This is a genomic window from Chroogloeocystis siderophila 5.2 s.c.1 (assembly GCF_001904655.1).
Taxonomy (GTDB): domain Bacteria; phylum Cyanobacteriota; class Cyanobacteriia; order Cyanobacteriales; family Chroococcidiopsidaceae; genus Chroogloeocystis; species Chroogloeocystis siderophila.
Genome location: NZ_MRCC01000004.1, coordinates 75,117 through 92,004, shown reverse-complemented (window position 1 = coordinate 92,004; position 16,888 = coordinate 75,117). Strand labels below are relative to the sequence as shown.

Sequence of the window (16,888 nt, the reverse complement as noted above, 5' to 3'; positions counted from 1 at the left end):
TAGCTCAGTAATCTATTATTTGTAACCACTGTTTGGTTAACTCTATTTCTACGTGCTGACAGTATGCCGAGTGTAGATTCCTAAGAAATCGTCCAACCTCAAGCTATTTGTAGCGCTGCAACTATACGCTGTAGGAAATAACGAGGAAAGCGGGTAAATGGCTAGCTTGACGCTGCTTGTCGAAATGGTGACGGTGTTGGGGGCTGCGGCAACAGGAGGATATCTTGCAAATAGGCTACGGCAACCTGTGTTGCTAGGATACCTCATCGGCGGCATGGTTGTTGGTCCGGCGGGGTTCAATTTAGTCACGCTTGAAGGTGACATTGAGGTGTTATCGGAAGTGGGAGTAGCGCTGCTGCTGTTTGCTTTAGGTGTGGAATTTTCGCTTAAGGACTTGTTGCGAGTTCGCGCGATCGCGTTTGGCGGCGGTACGCTGCAAATTATCTTGACAATTTTCCTTGGAGGGGGACTTGCTTATTTAACGGGCTGGGTGAGTACACTTCCTAAAGCAATATTTTTAGGGGCTGTGATTTCACTTTCCTCAACAGCAGTTGTCTTCAAAAGTTTGATTGAGCGTAACGAAGTTCAAACCGCTCATGGACAAATTATGCTGGCTATTTTAATTGTCCAAGATCTCAGCTTGGGTTTGATGCTAGCAGTTCTTCCGGCACTCACTCAACCTCCAGATGTTATTGGTATTGCCTTAATTGGTGCGTTACTAAAGGCTTTAGTGTTTGTGGGGGGAGCAATTATCGCCGGAAAATGGTTTATTCCGTTCTCAGTTCGGCTGCTGGCACAAAGTGGTTCTCAAGATTTATTTATACTGGGCATTGTCTTGCTCTGCTTGGGAATTGCGTTATTTACCTCTGCGATCGGCTTGGGGATTGCGATGGGAGCATTTGTTGCTGGGTTAATGATTTCGAATGTGGAATATGCCGATCATGCACTTGATCGCGTGATACCAATGCGGGATATCTTTGCCACATTGTTTTTTGCGTCGATTGGGTTGTTAATCGATCCAGGTTTTTTACTTGACAACATTTGGGTTTTGCTGGGACTTGTTGCGGTGACGATGCTTGGGAAAGCCGCGATCGCAACCCTTATCGTTATGCTATTCGGCTATCCGCTGAAAACTGCGTTAACGGTTGGTATTGGGATTAACCAAATTGGCGAGTTTTCCTTTGTGTTAGCTGGTGTCGCTCCAAGCGCTGGACTTTTTACTTCTAGGCTTTATGGTTTAACAGTAGGAACAACAGCAGCTACTTTATTACTTGCACCATTTTTGCTCAAAGCAACGCCTTATCTCTTACTATGGCTAGAGCGTTTTGTGCAGATGAATTTGCGTTTACCATTTCGTTCCCCACGCTTGATTGATATTGAAGAAAAACTTGTCGATCATATTGTTGTTGCGGGATATGGTAGAGTTGGACAAACGCTCGTGCGAATGCTCTATTTTCAAGGTCATCAAATTGTTGTTATTGATAACAACGAAGCGACACTACAAACTTTACGAGGACGCGAAATTGTTTACATATATGGTGATGCTGCGAGTATCTTAGTTTTAGAAAAAGCAAATCTTCGTCAAGCCAAAGCGATAAAACGCGCTTTGAGTATTGCACCTGATTTAGATATCACTGTCCGCGCCCATGTCAAGGAAGAAATTGATGTCCTTTACCAATTAGGCGCGCAAGAAGTTGTTCAACCTGAGTTTGAAGCTTCGTTAGAGATGGGCGCACATCTACTGTTAAAACTTGGAGATTCGCCGTATGCAGTGCAGCAGGTTGTCACGCGCTATCGTAACGGACGGTATCGCGATATCTTACCAGAACGCGCGGAATACTGGGGAGCACCAAATCTAGAAACGGTTATTGAAGGACTACAACAGCACTGGTATGTCGTGCATGAGAATTCGCCATTACTAGGTCAAAGCCTTGCAGCAGCTAACATCCGCCGTCTAACAGGAGTGACAATTATGGCAATTGAGCGCCATAAGCAGCTATTGCGTTATCCCACGGGTGAAGTTGTTCTCGAAGCGGGCGATCGCCTTCTCGTTGTGGGAAATCCTGAAGAACACATTGCTTTTAAAAAACTAACTGCTAACTGCTAAAAACTCAAAGCAAGGAGTTATAAAATTGCACTCTTATAGGAACTACTACTCTTGTGCTACCTAGTTGTTTTAATCCTTAAGAGACTCAAGTAACTGGCTAGGGCGTGCTGCTTTCACGGCAAGATAAAGTTCAGGGTGGTGAACAAACATATAATGCTCATACTCGTACCAATGCTTTTCACCTTTATCTTTGTTACAAGCTTGGCAAATAACCCATAAATTCATAAAATTCATTGCTAGCCAAGGATATTGTGCTCTTGGAAGTTTATGATCAATTGTCTTACCGTTTGTCGCCGAGTAGTTTTTTCCACAAATGGGACAATACCAGTTTGAATGCTTCTCTACCCAATCTTTGCTTTCTTGAGTCGTTCCACACTCACCGTCACCATTAATATACCGCCAGTAATCAAATTTTTTATAATTCTCGAAATCTTGCTCAGTTAGTTTATGATATCTTTTTTTACCAATTTTATCTGCAAGCTCAAATAATTCTTTGAGTTCTCTGTCATTCAGATTCATCACATTACTTATTATAGTTTGACAGTTCTATACGATTTATAAGTATATTTTTTCGAGTTTTTTTTAGTGGTGCTTCCAAAGTCAATAAATTCAACTTCCGTTTCAGGAAACTGTTTATCTATGCTGTCTGCAATTTCGTTCACCTCTTTAGCTAAGCGGTGATTAAATTCTTCTCTTTCTTGATAAGTGAGATATTTATTACCAATACGATCGGCTTCTAAAAATAATTCTTCTAGCGTTAACTCTTCAAATTTATATTTATCTAATAACTCCTCGATTTTATGATATAGATTGATAACTTTCTCCCAACCAACATTTTTATAACCATTCTGTTTTAACCATTTTTGATCTTTTCGTTGCAGTTTGGTTAAATTACTTGAGTTAGCACGTTGCACTGCTCGGTAACTCATTTTGTTAAATCTTCTTCGTTTATTTTTCATTGAGTTATCTCCTCAGCCCAGTGTTGAATTAAATAGCTTTATCAATGCTTTGCGAATTTCACTATCTTCGTATTTCAAAAGCTGATTCACTTCAATAGCTAGCTTGAGCTTAATAGCATCAACCACATTTTTTAAATCTTTGTTATCTTTTTTAAGCTGCTCGTTGACTAAGTTAGTGTTTGTTAACTTAGCGTCTAAATCTTTATTGGCTATCGTTAAATTTTGAAGTTTTTCTTTGAGAGATATATTGTCTTTTTTAAGCTGGTCATTATTTAAGCTTAATCTTCTCACTTCAGCTTTTAATTCATTATTGACTGCTGTTAAGTTATGAAGTTCTGTTTCGTTTCTTTCTCTTGCTTGTTTGAGTTCTTGTTTATATCGAGTAATTTTGACGTCATATTCCTTATGGATCTGCTCAATTTCTTTGTTCTTTTTAGTTACTTGACCCTTTTGGGCAGCTTGGAGACGTTGACGATGACTTAGTTCGGAACCAGCAAAATTTGAAATAGCTCGGCGAATGGTAAGTTCATCAGGATTATTATTGAAGTCAATGACTTCTAAAGCACGGATAGCGTCTGCTTTCGTCCATGCTTCACTTTCGAGTAGCTTAATAGCTTCTGACCTTTTCACGGATATTTAAGATTATTCATATTTTTACTTCTAGCTAGCTTTATAAACTGCATCGACAATGCACAGCAACGGTATAATTACTGAGGCAAAAATTGCAGCCTATGTGTGTATAGACGTGATTAAGCGAACTATATTTGAGCTTGAAATCTCACTGATAACCCCGAAAAAGCCAGTTTAATATTAAGTCGGCAATATCGTTAAAGTATAAAGAGTCATTGTCTACTCATCTTTACGCTCGGTTTCTATGGTTTATCTTTCTCCTAGCTTGCAAAAGCGACTGGCAACACCCTTAAAAATTGGCTCGTTTGCCGTTAAAAGCCGCGTCTTACAGTCTCCGTTATCGGGCGTGACTGATTTGGTATTTCGACGGTTGGTGCGGCGTTATGCACCTGAATCGATGATGTATACCGAAATGGTAAACGCGACAGGGCTGCATTATGTCAAAGAGTTGCCTAAGATTATGGAAGTCGATCCGAATGAACGACCGATTAGTATTCAGCTATTCGATTGTCGCCCAGATTTTTTGGCAGAAGCGGCGGTGATGGCTGTTGAAGAAGGCGCGGATACGGTAGATATAAATATGGGTTGCCCAGTGAATAAAATCACTAAGAATGGTGGTGGTTCTTCATTGTTGCGTCAACCGGAAGTTGCAGAGGAAATTGTGCGCTCTGTCGTCAAGGCGGTAGATGTACCTGTGACGGTAAAAACTCGCATTGGTTGGACAGATAAAGACATTACTATATTGGATTTTGCCAAGCGCATGGAAGACGCTGGGGCACAGATGATTACTGTACATGGTCGCACTCGCGCTCAAGGCTACAATGGTTCTGCACGCTGGGAATGGATCGCGCGTGTGAAAGAAACGTTATCGATACCAGTTATTGCTAATGGTGATATTTTTTCAGTAGACGCTGCTGTACGCTGCTTAGAACAAACAGGTGCGGATGGAGTCATGTGTTCGCGAGGAACATTAGGGTATCCATTTTTAGTTGGCGAAATTGATTACTTTCTCAAAACTGGACAGGAGTTACCTCCTCCGACGCCTGTAGAAAGGTTGCAGTGTGCTAGAGAACATCTCCAAGCTTTATGGGAATATAAAGGCGATCGCGGTGTGCGCCAAGCCCGTAAGCACATGACATGGTATGCGAAAGGCTTTGCAGGTGCTGCTGAATTGCGGGGATTATTGAGCGTGATTGAAACTGTCGCTCAAGGCTTGGAAGTTATTGATCGCGCGATCGCACAGCTAGCTGCTGATGAACTTGAATCAGAAGCTGTATCTGATTTGCAGATGGCTTAATGAGTTTATAGATAAAGAAAAAATAAGCGTGAATGGTTGCTATGGATCAGAGAACCTCTTTTGAAACGAACCACAAATTGTAACGCGAGTAATTTGAGGTGGTTATCCTAACGTATGTAACCTGCGGCTTGTAGTTTCTTTATAGCCCGTGTAGCAGCTTCTATGCCGTACTGTTGACCTACTTTTGAAGATTCTTGTGCGAGTTGAGGTAACACACTAATGATTTTTTGACCTAACGGTGTTTGATAAAAGGCAATCATTCCTTGAATATCTTCTTCGGTGAAATATTTATTATAAATACCTTCGATTCTTTGGTTCATCTCCTCATAGTTCATTTCTGCTAAGAAAGAATCCCAAAATTTTTGTGGAACTTGAGGATATTGATTTTTGAGCGTGTTGATCGTTTGTAAAGTTACTTGGCGAATTAGATATTTCTCACCGGTTATGGTCATTAATTTATCAATACTGCTGTTTTGTTCGCTACGATTGCGGACTGATGGTAGGTAACTAACTTGAGTTTGAGCAACGGCTGGTGTCGCAACAAAAGATAATGTAAAGAGTATAGATAGAGAATACAAGAACTTTAATTTCATTGTTTTCAGATTGCTTACTAGATGTATTGAGAAACTTAATATAAAATCAGTATGCGTTATGACGAACGACGTATGTATTTATACTGAGAAAAATTCATAGAAAGCTTAAAATATCGTGTAAGGTGTAAAGTTTAAGACAAGCCATTGTCTCGGCTTACGTGATATCCGCGTCCTCAAAGTCTTATAAAGTACTGTTACGCATCTCAATGTTTAACATGAGCAGTAACATCTAAAACTAAATTGTCAGCAATATGCTTTCAAAGATGCTGAAGCAGCGCAAGCTAACAATTTTAGCTACACAACAAGCAGGCGATCGCGCAATGAAATTGGTGGTTTATGGGGAGGTTGTGTAGGCTGACGTTTTACACCATTTCGCTCAATAACAACTACAAATAAATTCTCCTTACTCCCCTGCTTCCTCTGCTGCCCATTTATTCACACTTTTCTTCCCCCACCAAATGTTTTGTAATTTCAACACAAAAGCCAAGTGATGTGCTAGCTGCATTATCAAACCAAAAGGAAATTGCAATAACTGAAATTTAACAGTCATTACATTTCCCATCAATAAAGTAAAAGTCAGGTTAATTTACCTAGACAATACTTGTCATTTGGTTTTAGGGCTTACTGCGTCTGAGTTCGCATACAAGCAATCAGTAAAAAATTTCATCCGCAAGGCGATCGCCATTCAACAACCAATAGCTTGTATACTGTTGCTTGGTGCAACTGAATTGGTCATCTAATTTGCATCATATTCAGCTTTAGCTCGATGGTCACGATTGAGTGTAACGTCAGACACTCTCAATATCTTCCTCATCGTCGTCATTATCATTTAATTCGGCAGGTTCGATGCGGTAGAGTCCTCCTTTAGACTCATCGCTGAGAACATAGAGATAGCCATCTGAACCTTCACGCACATCTCGAATGCGCCCAACCGTCTGCAACAGCAATTCTTCTTCATGAAGCACTTCCTGCGCATCAAAGACTACGCGACGAATTCGCTGACTCGCAAGCCCCCCTACTAAAAGATTGCCTCGCCAAGACGGAAATCGGTTAGCAGTCACTAGCGTCACCCCAGAAGGAGCATGAGTCGGCAAAAATTCATAAAATGGTTCAGTGACACCTTCCATCCGACGAGCTACTGATTCAGAAATTGGTTTTTGTGTATCATAGTCGAGTCCACGAGTCACGCGAGGCCAGCCATAATTATTGCCTGCTTCGATTTTATAGAGTAGATCTCCACCACGCGGACCATGATCTACAGCCCAAATTTCGCCTGTTGAGCGATTGACTACGAGTGCTTGGATATTGCGGTTACCGTAAGTATAAATCTCGTCTGCAACTTCTGGATTACCCACAAACGGATTATCAGTGGGCACTGAACCATCATCGTTAAGTCTCAAGACTGATCCAGCATGATCTGTCAAATTCTGGGCACGTAGTGGCTCAAACCAGCGATCGCCAATCGTCATTAACAATTTGCCATCGTTTGTCCAAGCTAGACGCGATCCATAGTGCTGTCCAGGCTCAGAATAACGATTCTGAACAAATACATCTTGGACATTAACTAAAGTATTACCTTTTAGTTGACCCCGCGCCACAGCAGTAGCAGTTTGACCATTACCATTGGGTTTGGAATAGGTCATATAAATCCAACCGTTGGTTGCATAATTAGGATGCAAAACGACATCCAACAATCCACCCTGGTTTTCCGCATTGACCTGAGGAACGCCAGAAACCTGGATTACCTTACCATTGTCAATAATATTGAGTCTTCCTGGACGCTCGGTTACTAGAAAACGCCCATCGGGTAAAAATGCTACAGCCCAAGGATTTTCTAATCCACTGGCGATTTCAACGACACGAATTCCTTCATATTGGGTGTCTTCAGTGGCGACTTCTCGGAAATTCTGAGCTACATTAGCTATCCTTAGCTTTTCGTCTGAGGTAGTTTTACTAGCGATCGCTGGTACTGCACAGGTGGCACTCAGTACCAAGGCAAGCGATAAAGTTGGTATCTGTTTCAATCGTACAGCCACGCTATTAATTAATCCACTTACTCACAACAGAAACGGCAAAATCTGGATTGACTGATAGTGCTTTGTCAGGGCAGATCTATCTGCGGCTTGTAGCTACTTTTTTGGCAGAAGTTACTTTTATGTCTATCCAGATATAAGAACCGTATAGTGAATTATTAGAAGCTTTGCAGATTTGTTACATCTACTCTGAGTAGGGACACTTGTATACGAAAACAGTGTTATGTATCTTTGAACGCAACCGCTTGCTAACTATTTCAGTGTTTGATATTCTTGCAGAAAAGCTTCAAAAGTTTCGCGTGTGGGTAATGAAGATTGTGCACCCGCTTTGGTAGCCGAAAGTGCTCCAGTTGCAGCCCCCCAGATAACGGCTTCACGTAGCGAATATCCTTGAAATAATGCAGCGGCTAGTCCACCATTAAATGCATCTCCTGCGGCAACGGTATCTATCGCTTTTACAGAAAAAGCAGGAATAAAAAAGCTTTCATCAGCGGTTGCACAGAAAACTCCTGTTGCTCCTAGTTTGATAATTGCTGTCTTGACACCGCGTTGCTGTAATATTGTTGCGGCTTTTGCGGCACTTTCAGGCCTATCTACCGTAAAATTCACTAATTGACCTGCTTCTACGGCATTCGGCGTAATGATATCAACTACCGGATAAAGTTCTCTTGGTAACTCTGTAGGTGCTGGTGCAGGGTCTAAAATAACTTGTACACCTGCTTGTTGTGCGGCTTGTGCGGCTTGTTGCACGGCGGAAAGCGGAATTTCTAGCTGTAACAGCAAGACGGATGCTTTTGGTAGCTGCTGTATAAGACGTTCGATATCTTCTTCCCCAACGTTTCCATTCGCACCAGGAATCACGATAATATGATTTTCGGCGTTGTCGTCTACTGCAATGATTGCAACTCCTGAAGTATTCGATGCATCAATATATACTGCATCAGTTTGGACGTGATCGCTTTGCAGATTTTGTAGTAACTCTTGCCCAAATTGATCTTTGCCAACGCGCCCAACCATTGCTGTAGGTATTCCCAACCGCGCTACGGCTACCGCCTGATTCGCGCCTTTTCCTCCTGGTACAGTTGTAAAATTATGACCTAATAAAGTTTCTCCAGGAACGGGTAAGCGTGAAACTTTGGCAACTAAGTCCATGTTGATACTACCGAAAACGAGGACACGAGGATTCATAGCGACAAAAAGGGTACTTATTAAAGATTAATCTGTAGTTGATGAGTTATGGAGACTTCGCGCAACGCAGACGAAGGAGATTGGGAGAGGTTTCACGCACAGTTTAAGACTGCTACAGATGAAGTTACTTTTCTATTTATCAAATAACGCAAGCAAAGAACAAATGACTTTAAGTTTGGTTGATAATAATGTTGCGATCAGCATAGACTTTGGTACTAGTGGGGTGCGGGTTGTTGCAGTTACTTTGCAATGTGCGATCGCTGCCCAAGCAAGGCGTAGCTATCCGTTACTCACACCGCATCGTGGTTGGACAGAACAAAATCCTAGTGATTGGGTTGAGGCAGCTTTTCAGGCTTTGACTGAGGTCGTTCAGCAATTGCAAGATTACCACATTTGCATGGTATGGTTCCGCTGGATGCAGTAGGAAATGTCATTTGACCCGCAATTTTGTGGAACGATCAGCGTACCGGTAAGGCGGTTACGACGATTGAAACGATGGTTCCCCGATAAGAATTAATTCAACGTACAGGTAATCCAGCAATAACAGGCTTTCAATTACCAAAAATTGTGTGGTTACGCGAATCAGAACCGCAAGCGTTTGCGCGAATGCGTCATGTACTGTTACCGAAAGATTATTTAGGATATGTGCTGACAGGGGAAATGGCAACATAACCGTCGGATGCTTCGGGTGTGGGGTGTTTAAATTTAGGCGATCGCACTTGGGATTTAGATCTTCTTACAGCCCTCGATATTAAGTCAGATCTGTTTTCTCAAGTCATTCACTCAACAGCTATTGTGGGCAAATTAAAACCAGAAATTGCCAGTGTTACAGGTTTACCCGCCGGTTTACCGAGTGTTGCAGGTGGAGGTGACAACGCAGCTAGCTGCGGCGATTAGCTGAGGAATTTCTAGTACAAACTGCGATTGGGGTAGTCTTAGTCTTGGTGATTCAGGAGTTATTTTTGTTCCTTTGGCACAACCCGTTGCTGAACCGGAAGGACGAGTCCATTTATTTTGTCATGCTGATAGTGGTTATCACTTGTTGGGCGCCACATTAGCAGCGAGTGGTTTGTCGTTACGCTGGTATAACGATACTTTTTTCCAAACTTCAGCTATGACGAGTTGATTGAGTGGGCAAGTAGTGCGTCTCCTGGTTCTGATGGTGTTATCTTTTTACCGCATTTGGCAGGCGAATGTAGCTCCTATCTCGATCCTGAGGCGCGTGGTGCGTGGCTGAATTTGTCTTCAGCGCATAGTAAAGCCGAATGACGCGGGTGGTTCTCGAAGGCGTTGCGTATAGCTTACGCGCGGTGTTTGATGTTATGCAAGAACTTGCCCCAATTTATCAACTTATCGCTACGAGTGGTGCTTCGCGCTCAGCGCTTTGGTTACAAATTATTACGGATGTGCTTGGTATCAATCTTGCAAAACCAATAATAGCTGAAGATGCGGCTTACGGTGCAGCATTACTAGCATTACTTAGCTGTGATGTTTACCCCAATTTAGAAACGTTATTTCAGATTTTGCCTGCATGAGTCTTACGCACGAGCGTCTGAAGACATCCGAGTCCTGACCGAGATAGCTGTTTCGCACAGTACCCAGCAGCGGTTAGTTATTACAGTTGTAGATAACTAGAGGAGTAAATTCACTTTTGGTAATGGTAGTGGCGAGCCAGTGCTTGATGAGATCTGCGCCAATAAGACAAGTGGAGAAAGTGTTCTAGACACCAAACTGGAGGAAACAAGAGGCGACTTACCCACCGTTTCATTTCCCAAATGCTCAACTGGATGATAAGTCTCGCAGCGCTTTGAACGTAGCCAGACTGCCAGTTATTACTAGAGGTAAAGGGGGTAGTCCCGTTGACGACAGGCTCGGCTTCATGTCGTAGGACTGTGAGAAATGTTTGAGCAGCCAGGACAAGAGTGATGTGTCGATGCCAACTGTGCCAGGAACGAACTTCGTATTCTCCTAAACCTAGCTGGTCTGTGGCGGGGTATGTAGAATGATTTGTGTCAAAGGTCAAAACAAGATCGAATGAACAATTGACACAATGAGTATGACCTTTAGACCGGAATTACTTGATGAATTGCTCCAAGGCTACGATCATCCAGAAGATTTACTGGGGGAGGGTGGAATTCTCAAACAATTGAGCAAAGCTTTGGTGGAACGGTGTCTGCAAGCACAGACGGATACCCACCTGGCAGAACAACGCGCACTCAAATTCAACCAGAGCACAGCCCAGCGAGCGAAATCGCCGCAACGGTCACAGGAAAAAACTATCATTCGTGTATCTTGCACTCCAAAACATTTCTAAAAAGTGGACGATGCCGATTAAGGATTGGAAGGCTGCGTTGAATCGATTTGCGATCGCCTATAGTGAGCGATTTCCTACTTGACGAATCATGCTTGACACAAACTATTTGACAAACCCTAATGTACTACCAACATAGTGACTCTAGCGTTGATCGTAAGCTGCTGCTATGTTGTCATATTGCTGATGAACCTTAGTTTCAGTGATCGTGTATCGCCTTGTCCGTGTCTTCACCCTAATTCTGCTTATTGCTGATACCAAGCTTGTCGCCAGGCTTGCATCTGCTTAATTTCCGCTTTTTGTGAATTGATAATTTCTTGCGCCAACTTTCTAATTTCAGGACGCTGGGAGTTATTCAAAGCATCTTGCGCCATAATTACAGCACCTTCATGATGGGGAATCATTGCATTAATGAAACGCCGATCAAATTCAGCATCAGCAGCTCCTAAATCGCCATGCATCATCATGCTATGCATTTGCTGTTGCGACATTGGTACCGTCTCACCTGTCTGAGGATTGTAAGCCACTGGGGTGTTACTTGCTTGCGGATACCATGCTTGTCGCCATTGCTGTAGCTGTGCAATTTCCCTCTGCTGTACTGCAATAATCTCTGTTGCTAGCTCTTTAATTTCTGCACGTTGCGATTTCTCTAAAGCTGCTTGCGCCATTTCTACTGCACCTTGATGGTGTGGAACCATTGCATCAATAAACCGCAAGTCGTAGTTTGCATCCGCAGGACCTAAATCCATTGCCATCGCATGATTCATACCATGATGTGGCATTTGCTGTGTGCTTTGTGTATTCGATGCTTGTGTGTTTGATCCTGACGTTGGAGTTGGTGGAACCGCTGCACAAGATGCGATGAACCCACCCGTTGTGGCGATCGCTACAATATTTAACGCAAAACGCTTTTTTAAAAGCATCTTTGACTTCTCTTTTCAGAACAAACATTTTCATCTTATATTCTCTAGTTAACTAGAGAGTCAAGAAATGGGGCGATCGCGCCACACCCTACTTAGTTTGCTCCACAAAAATGAAATAAAGATGAAATTGCGACCTTCAAAGCAGCTTTCTCTCTTTCTGCTACTCACGACTAACTCACCAAAACTGTAAAATAAAACTGACTTCCCTGATTTTTACCTGCGGATTCAGCCCAAATTTGTCCTCCCAAACCTTGAACGATCTGGCGACAAATTGCGAGTCCTAGCCCTGTTCCACTAGAGATGCGTCGAAGATATTCTTCTTCTTGCGAAAACCGAGTAAATATAACTTCTAACTGGTTTGGTTCAATACCTCTACCCATATCCGCAATACACACCTCAATCATCGAAGTGCGTTTAGATGCTAGCTTATTTTTTAGCGTGCGCGCGCTAACTGTTACTTTTCCATCAGGTGCAAACTTCAAAGCATTATCAATCAATTTAGTAAAAACTTGAACAAGTCCTTCGCCATCTGCTAAAACAAGCGGTAATTTTGGCGGTAGTATTACTTCTATTTGCGCTAACTGTTGTGGCGACCACCAAGCCTTGAGGCTGTTTAATGCTAAGCTAAGACATTCCTGGAGTGAAATTGGTTCTAATTGCCAGTGAATTTGACCACTTTCTAAGCGCGAGAGTGTAATAAAGTCTTGAGTGAGTTTCCGCAAACGTTCAGCATCGGTTAAAGCAGTTTGCAGCATGACTTGCTGCATTTCTAACGTCATCTCTGGCTCGGTTGCTAGAGTTTCCAAACAAATTTGGATTGTCGATAAAGGAGTACGCAATTCATGACCGACGATCGCAATTAAATTACTGCGAGTGCGTTCTAATGCGGCTAATTGATTATTGAGTTCTTCAAGGCGAATATACGCTTGTGCTTGAATTAAAGCAACACCGACTTGATTGGCGATCGCTTCAACTAAGGCAATATCGTGTTCTTGCCAAATATAAGGTTCTGCACCGGTGTGATGAATTTCCAACATCCCCAGCACTGTTTCTTGGTAAATCACAGGAACGAGTAACCAAGAACGAATTCCCGAACGCGATAGTAAAGTTGTTAATGCCGGATTTGCTTGTAAACTCGGAAGTTTGGTGACATCTGTAACCGCGATCGCTTTTTCGGTTGCTACCGCCGCTTGAAACAAAGGATTCTCGACTAAAAGCCAAGTTTCCCCTTGCAATGATGTCATTCCAGGCGCTAGCGCTTCGTACTCAATCGTTACATCTTGATAAATGCGATCGCAGCGGTAAAGTAAACAGCGACAATGCTCAAAAGTTTGCCCTAACTCTTGTACAGCCGTTGTCAGAATCTCGTGTAAATTCAGCGATCGGCGAATGGCGGCGGTGATCGAATTTACGAGACGTTCTTGGCGTTCTTGCGTTGCGATTGTACGATAAGCTTTCAACAGACGATACTGACTTGCTTGCAAATGCGTCACCAAGCGTTCTGTAAATGTAACAGCATCAATGTTTCCCCGCCCCACCGACACCATCATCGGAATCGCATTTAAACCAAACCTAATTCGCGCTTGTTGTATCTTCTGGGCTAACTCTGGTCGGTAGACTAAAATTCTGGCGAGTAAAAGATGCGCAACTTGACAACTAATCTGGCGATCAAATGTCCAAATTCCATCAAACTGTCGCGCCTGATCGATGACTGGCGGTGTATCAGGTGTAAAATGTTCTTGACAAATTAGGCAAGCTGTGTAATCTTGACCAACAACAACTAAATGCCATTCATTAACTAGCTGATCTTGGTGATCAAAAGGAATTGTCTCATAAGGCTCGGCAGCAGCGGCAAAGTTAGATTCTGGCGTTGCCAAAACATAAACTTGATCTGTGCGCTGCGCAATTTGCTGATAGCGTCTTGTTTCGGCACGATAAAAGCGCTCGCGTTGAAAGTTGGCGATGACTAGCGGTTTATCTTTCCCGTTGAGTACTAAATCTTCGATCGCGTGTGATAGCGCCGTCAAGGAAGACTTAAAATATCTTTGGGTGTGTAAATCAGGTCGGGCTTGAAGTAACTCCTGGAGTGGAGAATGCGAAATTCTCATCACCAATTGTGCGGTAAAACCATTACTTGAATAACCCCAGCGCAAACGGCAAGGGCTAAGTTAAATTATCTCTCCAGATCCTTCATGAACCTGCAAGATTGAACAAAGAATTTTATCGAATAAAGTCGCGTTAACAAGTTGACTCGTATGGACTTCCAACTCGGCTTCTGGCGGTGCTGTAAATAAAAGCGTTTGTCCAGGAAAAACCGTTCGTTCAAAGTACCAATTAGGGATGTTAGAAATACGGGTAATCTGCAACAGGCTAGTACGATTGACATAGCAACACAAGATTTGGCGATCGCGTTCAGTCGTTGAGGCAATTTGAATCATAGTATCAATCCTTACTTAGTTGTCATGCTAATTTGCAAGTAAGTCTCCACTCAAGTTTGCCTCATTTAAAATGGTTTGGCTCAAATCTGCGCCACTAATATCGACTAATCTTATTTCTGCGTATCGCAGATCCGCACCCTTTAACTTTGCGTTGGTTAACTTTGTACGTACTAATTGTGCTAGCCGCAAATCTGCTTTAACTAGCACTGCTTCACTCAAATCTACTTCACTGAGGCTTGCTTTAATTAAAATTGACCGACTCAAGTTTGCTTTGTGTAAAGTTGCTTGAGTTAAATTAGCCCTCCACAAAATTGCACTTGTCAAGTTTGCAGAACTCAGATGCGCTTGTCTTAAGTTTGCAGCAGTCAAGTTAGTGCGTGCTAAGTCTGCACCCCAAAGAATGGCACCTTGCAGATTAACTTCACTTAAATTAACGCCCCGCAAATTGACAAAACTAAAATCTCTCTCTCCTGCTGCATACCGCCGATTTAGTTCATCAGCATCCATACGACTTTGTTCAAACTTATGTGTGTATGAGTACTTCGCGAAGATACTCTTGAAGAGTTATGAGCTTAAGAGAGTTGAGACGATTCTTTTAATGCAAAACTCAAAACTTAAAATAATTGCCTCCGGCACCTTTGTTCGCTTTCCAAAACTCATAACCCTAGTTTTATCGAGGGCGTAGATTTAGCAGTTCCTGTGGAGACGCCAGCATGTCAATCGCTACAAAGAAAATTTTGCCTTGAGGATTGAGTAAGAACCGCCAACCAATATTCATACCTACATTGACACCAAACCAAGGCGTTTGAACGACTCCAGTAATTTTCAGCTGCTTGGAACCGTCGGGCAAAGTCTCTGATATGCCTTGTTGTGGCATCAAGTTTAATCCTTGGGCTTCCGAACGCATGTATTTTGCGATCGCATCTGGTCCTACAATTGGTTTTTGAAAGGGTGGTTGCAAAGCACCGTCAGGAGTAAACAACGCAAGTGCAGCTTCAAAGTCGTCAGCATTCAATGCGGCAAAGTAGCTGAGAACTGTAGAATCTGTAATTCCTTCAACTTTAAGTTTTGTTGGTGCAGGTTCAGTGCGTGGGAACATCGGCTCATCAGCTGTTTCTGTGGGACTAGGTGCGACAGCATCTTCATATCCCATATCGACTACAGCATTACGCAGTACTGTAATTTGTTCGCCTGGATCGAGTTGCTGAATTGCCGCAAGTACTGCTTTGACACCAGGAGTCATTTGATATTCTGCCGGAATAGGAGCAACAACTCCTTGCTTCATGAGTTCCCCTAGCTCATACCAAAAAGCTAACTTAGTATTGACACTAAAAAACCCATAAGAACGACTTAATGGCGTGTTCGCACGGCTAGCCAAATCGCGCATGAATTGTGTTTGATCTGTGGCTGACATCTGCTTGACTTGATTGAGCAAACCTTCTGCAAGCTGTAACCGTGCTGCGCCTACCGCAGCTGGAGTAATTGTCCGCCCCATCTCGGTATAGGCGTACCACAGTAATGCCAATTTGTCATCGACGTTAAGTTGCTCGAATAGCGCGATCGTGGCAGGAATTGGACTCGGTACTTGTGTATCAGTAAAGATATTTTGTGCTGATTCGAGAGTATAAGTCATTTTTGAAAGCTCCAGAGGTGTGCATGAAGTTGTTGCTGTCTGTCAAGATGCAGTGACATCAGATTTACGAGAGATTTGCAAAAAAACCTATTAAGCCGTGTCCAGTGAAAACTTCTAGCGCTAGTAGTGAAACAAAGCCAATCATGGCTAGGCGACCGTTGAGCAATTCAGCATAAGGTTTAAAGCCAGTTTGGCTTTCTTGTACGTACATCTTAGGTTCAATTGCAAAGGTGTTTGCTAAACCTCGGTCATCGATAACGTATTGACGTGCGCTCATAAATTTCTTCTGCTCTTTGTTTCTTTAATGCAACTAAATGTAACAGATATCCTTAAGTTTTGTAAAGTTTTTTAGAATAATTGTTACAAAAGTTTCTCGAAATCACTGCCACAACTTTTCAATGGTGTTTTTAACACCCTCTTGACTCTCCACTTAGCTGGAGATTTTACTATGCAGTTATAGCGATTTCTAACGTACTGCAAACCGTCAAACAGCTTGTGTGGCGGAGCTTTTATCTATCTACAACACATCAATAGCTGATTACAATTGCAATTTTCGTTCTTTCATTCATGCTGAAACTTATGACACTTACACTTAAAGTTCCTAAAATGGCGTGTTTAGCTTGCGTAAATACAATTACTCAAGCAATTCGCTCAGTAGATACCAACGCAACAGTTCAAGCTGAACCAAAGACAAAACTCGTCAACATTGAGACTCAAGCATCAGCAACTGCAATTAAAGAAGCTTTAGCATCTGTCGGATATCCCGCTGCTTAATT

General features: G+C 42.6%; 22 protein-coding genes and 1 pseudogene. 9 read left to right on the top strand and 14 right to left on the bottom strand.

The window, feature by feature from the left end:
- Positions 1–157: 157 nt before the first annotated feature.
- Positions 158–2,107, top strand: a complete 1,950-nt coding sequence (locus tag NIES1031_RS05355; protein WP_073548467.1) for a monovalent cation:proton antiporter family protein — start codon at positions 158–160, stop codon at positions 2,105–2,107.
- Positions 2,108–2,176: 69 nt separating this feature from the next.
- On the opposite strand, the gene NIES1031_RS05350 is transcribed toward NIES1031_RS05355, so the two are convergent.
- From NIES1031_RS05350 to NIES1031_RS05340, 3 genes are read right to left on the bottom strand one after another with little or no spacing between them, the layout of a single operon-like run.
- Positions 2,177–2,626 (bottom strand): HNH endonuclease, encoded by a 450-nt coding sequence (locus tag NIES1031_RS05350; protein ID WP_178378051.1) that lies wholly within the window; start codon positions 2,624–2,626, stop codon positions 2,177–2,179.
- Positions 2,627–2,637: 11 nt separating this feature from the next.
- Complete coding sequence (locus NIES1031_RS05345; RefSeq protein WP_236738725.1) at positions 2,638–3,066, bottom strand: hypothetical protein; 429 nt, start codon at positions 3,064–3,066, stop codon at positions 2,638–2,640.
- 12 nt (positions 3,067–3,078) lie between these two features.
- Positions 3,079–3,696: an alanine--tRNA ligase gene (locus tag NIES1031_RS05340; protein ID WP_073548465.1), complete on the bottom strand. Its 618-nt coding sequence runs from the start codon at positions 3,694–3,696 to the stop codon at positions 3,079–3,081.
- 244 nt (positions 3,697–3,940) lie between these two features.
- Between NIES1031_RS05340 and dusB the strand changes: the two genes are divergently transcribed.
- Positions 3,941–4,993 (top strand): tRNA dihydrouridine synthase DusB, encoded by a 1,053-nt coding sequence (gene dusB, locus NIES1031_RS05335; protein WP_073548464.1) that lies wholly within the window; start codon positions 3,941–3,943, stop codon positions 4,991–4,993.
- Positions 4,994–5,100: 107 nt separating this feature from the next.
- Here the strand turns inward: dusB and NIES1031_RS05330 are convergent, their stop codons facing one another.
- The 4 genes from NIES1031_RS05330 to rbsK form a co-directional block, all read right to left on the bottom strand.
- Positions 5,101–5,586, bottom strand: coding sequence for a DUF2059 domain-containing protein (locus NIES1031_RS05330; RefSeq protein WP_073548463.1), 486 nt, complete (start codon positions 5,584–5,586; stop codon positions 5,101–5,103).
- A 403-nt stretch (positions 5,587–5,989) separates the two neighbouring features.
- Positions 5,990–6,136: a hypothetical protein gene (locus tag NIES1031_RS24175; RefSeq protein WP_178378050.1), complete on the bottom strand. Its 147-nt coding sequence runs from the start codon at positions 6,134–6,136 to the stop codon at positions 5,990–5,992.
- Positions 6,137–6,374: 238 nt separating this feature from the next.
- On the bottom strand, positions 6,375–7,622 hold the full coding sequence (locus tag NIES1031_RS05325) for a PQQ-dependent sugar dehydrogenase (protein WP_218596677.1): 1,248 nt from the start codon (positions 7,620–7,622) through the stop codon (positions 6,375–6,377).
- Between the two features lie 249 nt (positions 7,623–7,871).
- On the bottom strand, positions 7,872–8,807 hold the full coding sequence (gene rbsK / locus NIES1031_RS05320) for a ribokinase (protein WP_073548462.1): 936 nt from the start codon (positions 8,805–8,807) through the stop codon (positions 7,872–7,874).
- A gap of 163 nt (positions 8,808–8,970) precedes the next feature.
- Between rbsK and NIES1031_RS24770 the strand changes: the two genes are divergently transcribed.
- The 5 genes and pseudogenes from NIES1031_RS24770 to NIES1031_RS24745 all read left to right on the top strand — a co-directional run bounded on the left by NIES1031_RS24770 (position 8,971) and on the right by NIES1031_RS24745 (position 10,342).
- A complete protein-coding gene (locus tag NIES1031_RS24770; RefSeq protein WP_218596676.1) occupies positions 8,971–9,231 on the top strand; it encodes an FGGY family carbohydrate kinase in 261 nt (86 codons plus the stop codon).
- A 143-nt stretch (positions 9,232–9,374) separates the two neighbouring features.
- A pseudogene (locus NIES1031_RS25435) lies at positions 9,375–9,704 on the top strand (FGGY family carbohydrate kinase).
- A 73-nt stretch (positions 9,705–9,777) separates the two neighbouring features.
- Positions 9,778–9,933 carry a hypothetical protein gene (locus tag NIES1031_RS24755; protein ID WP_218596675.1) on the top strand — a complete coding sequence of 52 codons (156 nt, stop codon included), beginning with the start codon at positions 9,778–9,780 and terminating at the stop codon, positions 9,931–9,933.
- The gene (locus tag NIES1031_RS25940; protein WP_218596674.1) at positions 9,930–10,076 is read left to right on the top strand and encodes an FGGY-family carbohydrate kinase; all 147 of its coding nucleotides are present in this window, start codon (positions 9,930–9,932) and stop codon (positions 10,074–10,076) included. Before NIES1031_RS24755 ends, NIES1031_RS25940 begins: the two co-directional genes overlap by 4 nt.
- Positions 10,073–10,342 carry an FGGY-family carbohydrate kinase gene (locus NIES1031_RS24745; RefSeq protein WP_073548459.1) on the top strand — a complete coding sequence of 90 codons (270 nt, stop codon included), beginning with the start codon at positions 10,073–10,075 and terminating at the stop codon, positions 10,340–10,342. Before NIES1031_RS25940 ends, NIES1031_RS24745 begins: the two co-directional genes overlap by 4 nt.
- Positions 10,343–10,452: 110 nt before the next feature.
- Here NIES1031_RS24745 and NIES1031_RS23640 read toward each other — a convergent pair whose 3' ends face one another.
- Positions 10,453–10,830, bottom strand: coding sequence for a hypothetical protein (locus NIES1031_RS23640; RefSeq protein WP_143167711.1), 378 nt, complete (start codon positions 10,828–10,830; stop codon positions 10,453–10,455).
- Positions 10,831–10,863: 33 nt separating this feature from the next.
- On the opposite strand from NIES1031_RS23640, the gene NIES1031_RS23635 reads away from it, so the two are divergent.
- Positions 10,864–11,121, top strand: a complete 258-nt coding sequence (locus tag NIES1031_RS23635; RefSeq protein WP_143167710.1) for a hypothetical protein — start codon at positions 10,864–10,866, stop codon at positions 11,119–11,121.
- Positions 11,122–11,363: 242 nt separating this feature from the next.
- Here NIES1031_RS23635 and NIES1031_RS05295 read toward each other — a convergent pair whose 3' ends face one another.
- The 6 genes from NIES1031_RS05295 to NIES1031_RS05270 form a co-directional block, all read right to left on the bottom strand.
- Positions 11,364–12,041, bottom strand: a complete 678-nt coding sequence (locus tag NIES1031_RS05295) for a DUF305 domain-containing protein (protein ID WP_073548458.1) — start codon at positions 12,039–12,041, stop codon at positions 11,364–11,366.
- Positions 12,042–12,211: 170 nt separating this feature from the next.
- Entirely contained in the window at positions 12,212–14,149 is a 1,938-nt protein-coding gene (locus NIES1031_RS05290) for a DICT sensory domain-containing protein (protein ID WP_073548664.1), read from the bottom strand.
- Positions 14,150–14,209: 60 nt separating this feature from the next.
- Positions 14,210–14,479, bottom strand: coding sequence for a DUF1830 domain-containing protein (locus NIES1031_RS05285; protein WP_073548457.1), 270 nt, complete (start codon positions 14,477–14,479; stop codon positions 14,210–14,212).
- A 27-nt stretch (positions 14,480–14,506) separates the two neighbouring features.
- A complete protein-coding gene (locus NIES1031_RS05280; protein ID WP_073548456.1) occupies positions 14,507–14,986 on the bottom strand; it encodes a pentapeptide repeat-containing protein in 480 nt (159 codons plus the stop codon).
- A 163-nt stretch (positions 14,987–15,149) separates the two neighbouring features.
- Positions 15,150–16,112 carry an orange carotenoid protein N-terminal domain-containing protein gene (locus tag NIES1031_RS05275; RefSeq protein ID WP_073548455.1) on the bottom strand — a complete coding sequence of 321 codons (963 nt, stop codon included), beginning with the start codon at positions 16,110–16,112 and terminating at the stop codon, positions 15,150–15,152.
- A 64-nt stretch (positions 16,113–16,176) separates the two neighbouring features.
- Positions 16,177–16,389, bottom strand: a complete 213-nt coding sequence (locus tag NIES1031_RS05270) for a chlorophyll a/b-binding protein (RefSeq protein WP_073548454.1) — start codon at positions 16,387–16,389, stop codon at positions 16,177–16,179.
- A gap of 302 nt (positions 16,390–16,691) precedes the next feature.
- On the opposite strand from NIES1031_RS05270, the gene NIES1031_RS05265 reads away from it, so the two are divergent.
- Complete coding sequence (locus NIES1031_RS05265) at positions 16,692–16,886, top strand: heavy-metal-associated domain-containing protein (RefSeq protein ID WP_073548453.1); 195 nt, start codon at positions 16,692–16,694, stop codon at positions 16,884–16,886.
- The last annotated feature ends 2 nt before the right edge of the window (positions 16,887–16,888 follow it).

Coding starts and splice junctions, on each gene's coding strand:
- NIES1031_RS05265 (WP_073548453.1), top strand. CDS start 16,692: ATGACACTTACACTTAAAGTTCCTAAAATGGCGTGTTTAGCTTGCGTA.
- NIES1031_RS24175 (WP_178378050.1), bottom strand. CDS start 6,136: ATGACTGTTAAATTTCAGTTATTGCAATTTCCTTTTGGTTTGATAATG.
- NIES1031_RS05285 (WP_073548457.1), bottom strand. CDS start 14,479: ATGATTCAAATTGCCTCAACGACTGAACGCGATCGCCAAATCTTGTGT.
- NIES1031_RS05330 (WP_073548463.1), bottom strand. CDS start 5,586: ATGAAATTAAAGTTCTTGTATTCTCTATCTATACTCTTTACATTATCT.
- dusB (WP_073548464.1), top strand. CDS start 3,941: ATGGTTTATCTTTCTCCTAGCTTGCAAAAGCGACTGGCAACACCCTTA.
- NIES1031_RS24770 (WP_218596676.1), top strand. CDS start 8,971: ATGACTTTAAGTTTGGTTGATAATAATGTTGCGATCAGCATAGACTTT.
- rbsK (WP_073548462.1), bottom strand. CDS start 8,807: ATGAATCCTCGTGTCCTCGTTTTCGGTAGTATCAACATGGACTTAGTT.
- NIES1031_RS05295 (WP_073548458.1), bottom strand. CDS start 12,041: ATGCTTTTAAAAAAGCGTTTTGCGTTAAATATTGTAGCGATCGCCACA.
- NIES1031_RS05275 (WP_073548455.1), bottom strand. CDS start 16,112: ATGACTTATACTCTCGAATCAGCACAAAATATCTTTACTGATACACAA.
- NIES1031_RS05345 (WP_236738725.1), bottom strand. CDS start 3,066: ATGAAAAATAAACGAAGAAGATTTAACAAAATGAGTTACCGAGCAGTG.
- NIES1031_RS05290 (WP_073548664.1), bottom strand. CDS start 14,149: ATGAGAATTTCGCATTCTCCACTCCAGGAGTTACTTCAAGCCCGACCT.
- NIES1031_RS05350 (WP_178378051.1), bottom strand. CDS start 2,626: ATGAATCTGAATGACAGAGAACTCAAAGAATTATTTGAGCTTGCAGAT.
- NIES1031_RS05280 (WP_073548456.1), bottom strand. CDS start 14,986: ATGGATGCTGATGAACTAAATCGGCGGTATGCAGCAGGAGAGAGAGAT.
- NIES1031_RS05270 (WP_073548454.1), bottom strand. CDS start 16,389: ATGAGCGCACGTCAATACGTTATCGATGACCGAGGTTTAGCAAACACC.
- NIES1031_RS24745 (WP_073548459.1), top strand. CDS start 10,073: ATGACGCGGGTGGTTCTCGAAGGCGTTGCGTATAGCTTACGCGCGGTG.
- NIES1031_RS23635 (WP_143167710.1), top strand. CDS start 10,864: ATGACCTTTAGACCGGAATTACTTGATGAATTGCTCCAAGGCTACGAT.
- NIES1031_RS05355 (WP_073548467.1), top strand. CDS start 158: ATGGCTAGCTTGACGCTGCTTGTCGAAATGGTGACGGTGTTGGGGGCT.